Source organism: Caloranaerobacter azorensis DSM 13643 (assembly GCF_900129995.1).
Classification (GTDB): domain Bacteria; phylum Bacillota; class Clostridia; order Tissierellales; family Thermohalobacteraceae; genus Caloranaerobacter; species Caloranaerobacter azorensis.
Genome location: NZ_FQXO01000088.1, coordinates 1 through 8,676, shown reverse-complemented (window position 1 = coordinate 8,676; position 8,676 = coordinate 1). Strand labels below are relative to the sequence as shown.

4 protein-coding genes are annotated in these 8,676 nt (G+C 28.6%); all 4 read right to left on the bottom strand.

The window, feature by feature from the left end; genetic code table 11:
• Nucleotides 1-345 precede the first annotated feature (345 nt).
• Genes BUB51_RS11070 through BUB51_RS11055 form a run of 4 tightly spaced genes read right to left on the bottom strand, consistent with a single transcriptional unit; the run spans nt 346 to nt 8,366 of the window.
• Nucleotides 346-1,632: a TIGR02679 family protein gene (locus BUB51_RS11070; protein WP_073197761.1), complete on the bottom strand. Its 1,287-nt coding sequence runs from the start codon at nt 1,630-1,632 to the stop codon at nt 346-348.
• Between the two features lie 2 nt (nt 1,633-1,634).
• A complete protein-coding gene (locus BUB51_RS11065; RefSeq protein ID WP_073197759.1) occupies nt 1,635-5,738 on the bottom strand; it encodes a TIGR02680 family protein in 4,104 nt (1,367 codons plus the stop codon).
• Nucleotides 5,731-6,879, bottom strand: a complete 1,149-nt coding sequence (locus tag BUB51_RS11060) for a TIGR02678 family protein (protein ID WP_073197758.1) — start codon at nt 6,877-6,879, stop codon at nt 5,731-5,733. The genes BUB51_RS11065 and BUB51_RS11060 overlap by 8 nt, the downstream gene beginning before the upstream one ends.
• 11 nt (nt 6,880-6,890) lie before the next feature.
• Complete coding sequence (locus BUB51_RS11055; RefSeq protein WP_073197756.1) at nt 6,891-8,366, bottom strand: TIGR02677 family protein; 1,476 nt, start codon at nt 8,364-8,366, stop codon at nt 6,891-6,893.
• Nucleotides 8,367-8,676: the final 310 nt, after the last annotated feature.

The following is an 8,676-nucleotide window of genomic DNA, read 5'->3' as shown; positions in this document are numbered from 1 at the left end:
CCTCATTCAGCCTTAAATGGTAAAGTACCAATACCACTAACTGAGCTGAATAGATACGAAACAATGCCAGCAAAATGGGCTAAACTAATTGAATTAGCACAACTACATGCCATAGAAAATCAAAAGCATAGAAGCAATATTTTAAAAGAAGCTGCTTAATTTTAAAATGCACCTTGACAAATTAACAGTTAAAATTTAAAGTTAAATTACACCCTACGGGATATTTATGCCCTTTTTTGGGTAAAATCTTTAAAATATCATCTTAAAGTATATCCAATCTTTTCTCTAACTTTTCATATTTCTTTTTACACTATCGTTTCCTATTCCCAAAAGTTTAAATAAATTCTATTCAATTATATCTCTAATTAAATCCTCAACTATCAACTCTTGATATCCAGCATATCTATTTTCTTTTATAATCTCAATCAATTCAATTAAATCTTTATTTTTAATATTGTCTAGTTTCTTTAATCTAGTATCATCAATTATTTCCCGGGACATCGATTTAAAATAATCTTCTATACCATATCGCCAAAATATTAGATTGTCTCCATATCTATTTTTCAGTTTATCTGCAATCATTATCCCTTCTGGATCAAAATCTCCCGAATAGTATATCTTAACCCCTTCTTTGACTAACATGTCTAGCAAAACTAATGATGCTAGTTTTACTTGCCCATAACTGCACATAAGTGGCGGCTTAAATCTAGAAATTCTATAGAGAACTTCACTAAAAACAGTTGGATTTTCAAATACAAATATCCTACCAGTAGGACTAATTATTCTTTCTATTTTACTTAAATTCCATAATGATACATGCATAGGCTCAGAAATTTCATAGAAATCTTTCCACCCTGCCGAAATTACGCTGTCTCTATAAGATAGCAATCCACTACATACTGTAAAATTAGATATTTCGTCCTTTATTAGTCCTACCTCATAGTAGTACTCGGCTTTATCTTCTGCACTTTTCGGAAAATCTCTACCTAATAAATAACTAATACCGTATATTAAAAGTTTTCCAGCTTCTGTTTTTTCATCAAAAGCATGAGGATTTTTTGTAACTCTTGAAGCAAATATAGCTAATCTTTCTTTTGTTTTAGATTTTAAAAACGGTAAGCTATTTAAGCCTCTCATAGTTATTATTAAATCTTCTTTTAAGGCTTGTCTATCTTCATCGTATCTTTTCGTAATCACTCTATATGCATTATCTTTAAATTTAAAAACATATTTTAACCAATTGTACGATTTAGTACCAATAAATTCTTTAAATATTTCTTCAAAATATCTTTCTCTTTCTAATTTATATTTTTCCTTTTCATCTTTTTTGCTTATTATAGTACTGCCAAAATATTCTGCTAATACATCTTCTAATTTTATCCCTTTAAACCTTGAATTGTCTAATGAAGTTTGGAATTTTTCTACCTTTATTTTAATATCATTCTTATCATATAGTCCTATTCCTAAAAAACCCGATAAAGCATCTTTTTCTTCTTTAGTTAAATTTTTTAAAATTATCGTTCCTCCAATTTTCCCTAATGATCTGTATTTATCTCTTATTTTTGAAAAAGCTCTCTTAAATCCTTTATTTCTTTTAAAATACTCACTCGCTTCTACGACTAATCTGTCCATTATTATACACCTACATCCTCAACCAAAGTTTTAACCTTACCATTCCAAATATACCTAAGGACTGCTATTTCTTTTGCATTATTAGGTCTTAAAAGCTCGCATATAGATAGAGACTTAACAGTATCATAGTCTCCCCAAAGAATTTGTGAATTTATTATGAAGTTTAACTCTAGTTCATTTAATAATTTAAACATATCTCTTATGTTGTTTTCGTCTACTCCAGCAAAGGCCTCATCTAATGATATTATTTTAGGGCAATCCTTTCTAGCGCCTTCATATTTGGCATATACTGCTGAAAATAACGGTACATACATGGCCATAGCCTTTTCTCCACCACTAAATTTATAAAATGCATTGTTTGTAAGCTCTTTATTTCTTTCATTCGTCTTTTTAAAATACAGTCTAAATTCAAACCATTTACGATAATCTAAAACTTCCTTCATTATTTGATGGAATGTCTGCCTTGTCCCTGTTTCTAAAGCTGCTCTCCTAGCCTCTTCAATTTTAGATCTAAAATGAGCAGCCAATTCATTTATTTCACTATCAGTAAGTAAATCTCCGTCTTTCATCAGAAGCTCAACTAATCTGTTCGTATCCAATTGCTCCTCTGTTTCAGCTACTTTACTCTTCCATTTAAGGCTAAAAGATAATCCACTTGACGTATTCATCCCCTCCATTAGCTTATTCATCTTATCAACCCAAGCTCTACTGTGATAAATCTTACCTCTAATCTTTTTAGCTATGTCTTTTGTCAATATATCCTCAAAAATCTTTCTATCACTTTCTCTGATTAATCTTTTATTTTCATCAATTCCCTCTTGTATATAATCTAATAATTGATAAAATCCAATATATTTTCCTCTAACTCTAGCCTTAACTACATATCTTTTTTGTCTTAATACAATTTCTGAAATATCTAGATCGTCTACTTCTTTATCAAAAATAATTTCAATCTTTGGTGAATATTCGGTTAAATACTGTCTTATTTCATAAAACTTATTGTGCAGATTGTTTAGATAATCTTCTCTATTTTTATTTTTGTCTTCAAAATATTTCAATTCATTGTAAACACTTTTTGCTAATTTGTAAATATCCCCTTCTATGTCATCTGAAAAAACTAACCCAAGCAGATATTCTTCTCTAAAACCCGTCTCTAGAACGCCGCTTATCTTCTTTTGAAGTTCTATATTTTTATTTAAATCATTTAATTTTTGAATAGTTTGTTCTAATTTAGTTTCAGCCTTCGCTCTTTTTTCTGTAAGTTCATTAATCATATTAGGTATCTTTCTTAAAAGTTCTATACATTCATTTATTTCTCTTTCTATTTCTTTATAATTAGTAAGTTCCAATTGTTCTTTATAATTTTTTAATCTGCCTTCACTTTCTTTAATCTTTCTATCTATATTGTTAATGTCGTATCTTAGATTATCTATATCTATCTCTATTTCTTCTTTACTTTCAACAATATTACTTCTTATCATCAAAACTTTCAAAAGATTTGAATGTTTTCTCTCTAATTCATTTAACAAATCCATATACTCTCTTATGCATTCTTCTGCATTCTCATATGCCTCTAAATTTACTGGAAGATTAATATTTAGTGTAAGATTGTGTATATTTTGCTTTATCATATTTAATTCCTGATAAGTATTATCTAATATTCCCTGTTTGTTATCTAACTCCCTCAATATGTTGTCATAATTTAATGTCTCTTCTCTCACAGTTTGCAATGCAGTTTCTAAATCTCTTTTATTTGGAAAATTATTAAACTCATCTTCTAATTTTTTTAGTTTATGATTTATTGTCTCTATTTTTTCGTTTACTTCTTTAACTTTATATTCAATTTCTTGTTTTTCAACTGTCAATCGTTCTAATGTCTCTTTTCTAAATCGCTTTCTCGCAGTTGAACCGATATATTTTGCCCTGTATCTATTTGTAACTTTTCCTTTTATTATTCCTATACCATATTCTCCGTTATCTCTTATATACGTACCTTCATCAGAATAATCCATTAAAATACTCTTTACAGCATTATCTACATCTTCTGTTGTAATTCCATCAACATCAATCTTTTCAATGCGCAATTTACTAGATAACTCATAAGTAAGATACTTCGGTGATGGGAAGATATATTTATCTGCCATATCTTCATCCATCTCAAGAACCTTATCTCTATATCTAGATGGAATTATTAATGCATCTAATATACCCATTTCTAATAGCGTTTCTTCTAATCTTCCTCTTTCTTCTTCTGTCAGCTCTTCTCTAAAATCTACAGCCATATAAAAAGGAATAAATGGTATTTTATTTTTGCTCAACCTTTCTCTATTTAATAGTACCTTTTCTTCTCTTATTGGCTCTGGATCTCTTTTTTCTTCCCACTCTTTTATTTCTTTTAACTTTTCTTCGTATTCTTTAACGTATTTACTTTTGATTAAACTTAAATCCTGTTTTCCTTCTTTTAATAAATCTTCGACTGTATTATATTCTTTTCTAACTAAAGCTAAAATGTCATCAAAGCTAGTTTTATCACCGTAAGTATTAACAGCTTGAGAAATATTACTTAATGCATTATTATCTATTTTAAAAATACTATTATTTTTCTCCCAGCTGTAAATCCGTTCTATAAATTCTTCTTTTATTTCTGAAAACAACAAATTTGCACTTTCTAATCTCTTTTCTATTACATTTTTATTACCTTTAGTCCTCTCAAAATCTTCTAGAGCCTTCTCATAAGCATCTCGCTTAACTTTTTCTCTTTCCAACTCTCTTTTTACTTTTATTACCTTATCTCTATAAGCTTTAACCTGATCTTTTACATAATTAAATTTATATTCGCATCTTATATCTTTTAATAATTCCTGTTTCATATAAAATTGTTCATCAAACTTCATTTCATCAGCTAATGAGTCTAATTCTTCGATATTTTCACGTATTTTACTAATACTATATTCTTCGTCTTCTTCTAGTTTCTTAATTTTCGCATAAAGTTCTCTTTCTCTATCTTTCTTCCTTTCAAGCTCATCTGCCTTTTTAGCTCGTTCCTTTTTAAAATCGATTAGTTCTCTTTCTAAAAAATTTATCTTTTCTTTTAATCCGAAACTGTCGTGCTTTCTTAATTCTTGTTCTTTCAACCTCAAATTATCTTGTTGAATCTTAAGTTCCTTGATGTTTTCAACAGCACTTGAAATTTCTTCTTCATAATGACTTTTTTTGTCTTCTAATTTGCTCTTTTCTTTTATTAGACTTTTTAATTTATCATAAGAATCGACATAATCTCTTGCCTTTTCAAATAACACAAAATTATTATATGCTTCATAAACTTTCTTGAGTTTTTTCGCTTCTCTATTAGATACTTCTAATTGTTCTAATTTATTTTTTATGTTATCCATGTTTTCTATTGCTTCAGACATTGGTCTTAAATCTTCATCTGAAAGTGGTTGCAGTGAATTATTGAGTATTTCATATATTACTGTAGGTCTAAATTCTCTAGAAAGTTTTGGTGTTCTAAGTTGAACTAATAATTTAATAAGCTCATCATACTCCTCTAGTTCGTCAAATCCAAATAAATACTTATTAACCATAGCCATATAGTCTTTTTGTTTGGTTTTTACTTCTCCACCGTCTCCTATTCTATTTTCTAATTCTCTTCTGCTAAGCGGAACTTTCTGATCAATTTTTTTATATAGAAAAAAGTCTTTTCCTATTCTTCTGCCATCAGTAATGGCAAATCCCCAAAAATCTAGTCCTTTCCCCTTTTTAGCTTTTAATCCCATTCCTATAGTTAAGTAATTTTTTGTCTTTTCCTTTTTAAATTCCATGTATATATAGCTAATATTTTCATCTTTCCCCGAGTCTTCATCTCCTAAAACATAATTCTCTAATTTTCTAGCTCTTGAACCAAATGGGTCTAGTCTATCCGGACTTTTATTCCCATCTAACAAAAGCGGTATAAAACTCTGCATTGTTACCGATTTACCTGATCCATTAGCACCTCTCAAAAGAAGCTTACCGTCTGAAAAGTTAAATTCTTCATCGTCATAATACCAGAAATTTATTAATCCCGCCCTATTCATAATCCATCTATTCATATCCAATTTAATCATTCTCCTTCTCTTTATTGTTAAAATCTTTAGGATAATCTCCTACAATTTTACCAACTAGAGGTAATATAATAATCTCATTGTTATCCTCATCTACCCTCAACATACTAAAATTCTTCATGTAGTTTATAACCTCTTTAGATAACTTTTCTAGCTTCATCTCTCTATATTCCTTACTCCAGCCAATACTATATTTCTCTTTTACCTCTTCAATAATATTGTCAAATACAGTTTTATGTACAATTATAATATCTTCCGCATTTCTTGAAAGTTCTTTATTTCTAACCTTATTAACTATAATTTTATTTACCTGTAAAACTATATCGCTAATAGCTCTATTTTCAGGAAATGAATTTTTATATCTCTTTTCCTCATCTAATACTAAAAAAGTACCATTTCTGTGAACATGTAAATCTACTTGCAGATATTTTTCTAAATCGGCCTGTATCATATTTCTGTAATTCTTAATATATAAATAATCTTGATCGTCTTCCCCATGTCTATATACAGCCGGAGACATTATTATCCTTCTATATACCCTATTTCTTCTTATACGTCCTCTATCGGTATCCATATCCAGCCATTCGTCTCTTTCTAAATCTTCTAATGTACTGTATTTTAATATATTGCCAGAAAAATTTCTCATAAAATATTTAGATGTCCCGGTATTTTCATATAATACCTCTGTTGATTGATCGGTATAAAATCTTTCTTCGTCTCCATCATTGACTTTAATAAATCCAATATCTATTGCAAATTTTAATACCTTTATTAGATGCCTTCTATGAGAATATAATGTCCATTCTATTTTCTCATCGCCAGGAAAAGTTCCTTGTATAAATTCTGTAAGCTGCGAAAGTAAAAATTGCTCTTCCTTTTCCTTATCTTCTAAAAACATTAATAGTAAACATAGAAAAGCATATTCTAATTTATCATCAAACGCATATATTCCCATCCAAGGTTCTGCCTTCCCTGGAAGTTTTTCCAGTTTTATTAAATCTGAAGTCAATATTATTTGATAACCCAATTTATCTGATATAAAACTTCTAAATTTGGAAATAGAATCTCTTATTTTATAGTACTTTTCTTTATCTCTATCCTTTAATATCCAATATTCATATAATAATTCCCTTAATTCATTCATATATCATTCTCCTATTCAAACTTTAAAATATAAGACGGCATTTCTAGCTGTCCATCTTCACAATCTAAAGTACAACGTTCATTATTTTTAGATTTTATTAATTTAAATACTCGTCCATCTTCAGTCTTTGCCTTCCAATCTGGAGAACTGTTTGCCCTAGATATCCATTTTAAAAGAGTTGTCCTAACATAAGGCTCTATTTTAGGAAGTTTAGATATTTCTATTTGATTATCAATTATGTAACCTTCTATTATTTTTCTTTCTTGATTTCGCTTCTCTATAGTCTCTTTAAGTATTTTCTTCTTTTTCTCTGTATTATCTTTTATCGGCGTCCTATCTCTCTTTTCTCTGTAAGTCCTAACCCTAGGTTTAATTATTACCTCGTATGGCTTTTCATCATATACCCCGCTATTTATACTTTCTGTTTCTCTATGCTTATCTATTCTTATATGCTTCATATGAGGTATTCCAAAGGCATATGCCGATATCATATGAGCCTCCTCCATATCTTTAGCCTGCAAGAAAATATTACAAAGTTTTTTATATTCTTCTTTTCTATTTGCAGCTGTATTTCTGCTCTCTACTATTTGAAATGCATACCTAGTTATCTTTCTTATAATTTGATTAGTAATTCCAAATAACTTCGATGCCTCGCTTTCTTGAAAATTGCTTCCTAAAAACCACTCTTTGATACTTAACCATCTTCCTAATATATTTTCTTTAATATCCTTTTCGGATATTTCCATATCTAATCTAGGAATAGACTTACTGTACTCAACGACTTTATCAAGCACTATTTTTTCTGTATCTTCGTCAACATCTTTTATTATATATTCTATTGCATACGAATTCTGTTGAAGTTCTTTTACAAAGTTCCTTAAATATTCTATAAATTTATCTTTAAAAATCAAAAATTGTTGTGTCTTCATCATTTCTTCTGCTTTAACACTATTTAAATGTCTAATATAGTCTTGATAATTTTGATTTAATCTTTTAAAATCTTCATTTAATGACATCCACCAGCTTCCAACCTCTTTCATGTCTCTATTTTTCATATCTTTAAATTTTTCTATCTCTTTCTTAAAACGTTCTAAAAGTGAGGGCTCCAATGAAGCCCCTTCAATTTTCCAATTTTCAAGTTTCAATATCATTCTTTCAATTTCAACCGTATAATCTGTTATTTGGTATCTAAACTGCTTATTTTTGAATTCTTCTATTGTTGAAGCTTTTGATGTATCTTGGACAGCATTTAAATTTTTCCACTCAACTAAAGCATCTAAATCTTGCCTGCACTGTTCTATTGTATAATCCTTGAATATATCGTGTTTTTTCAGTTCTTCAAATACTTCTTCTTTATATATCCAATATTTCATTTTTTGAGCCTGCAGGTAGAAATATCTGATTATTGTTCTATATCTCCATGCATTTTCAACCGTTAAATATTTTGTTTCTGTTACTTGTTTTAATAATTTCTCATTTATCTCCATAAATTCACCTTTTCTATTTTGGTTTTAAAAGTTTGATTTTATCTACAATCATTATACAATTATTACTAATTTTCTACAATATAAACATAAAAAATCTGATTTCAGAAGGAATATTTTTTTATTAGTAGAAATAACTAATAATATATGGCTATTTAAAATCAAATAAATGAGGTAAAAAATTTAAGACATATAACGCCAACTTTAATAGGTTTATAGCAAAATTAAACAGAGAAATAATGACTACAAAAGACAAAAACAGAAAAAGATATTTAGAAAAATACAGAACATATCTTTACGAAAAAAGAAATAG

Excerpts from the sequence above, each read along its gene's own strand:
- BUB51_RS11055 (WP_073197756.1), bottom strand. The coding sequence starts at position 8,366 with ATGGAGATAAATGAGAAATTATTAAAACAAGTAACAGAAACAAAATAT.
- BUB51_RS11070 (WP_073197761.1), bottom strand. The coding sequence starts at position 1,632 with ATGGACAGATTAGTCGTAGAAGCGAGTGAGTATTTTAAAAGAAATAAA.
- BUB51_RS11060 (WP_073197758.1), bottom strand. The coding sequence starts at position 6,879 with ATGAATGAATTAAGGGAATTATTATATGAATATTGGATATTAAAGGAT.
- BUB51_RS11065 (WP_073197759.1), bottom strand. The coding sequence starts at position 5,738 with ATGATTAAATTGGATATGAATAGATGGATTATGAATAGGGCGGGATTA.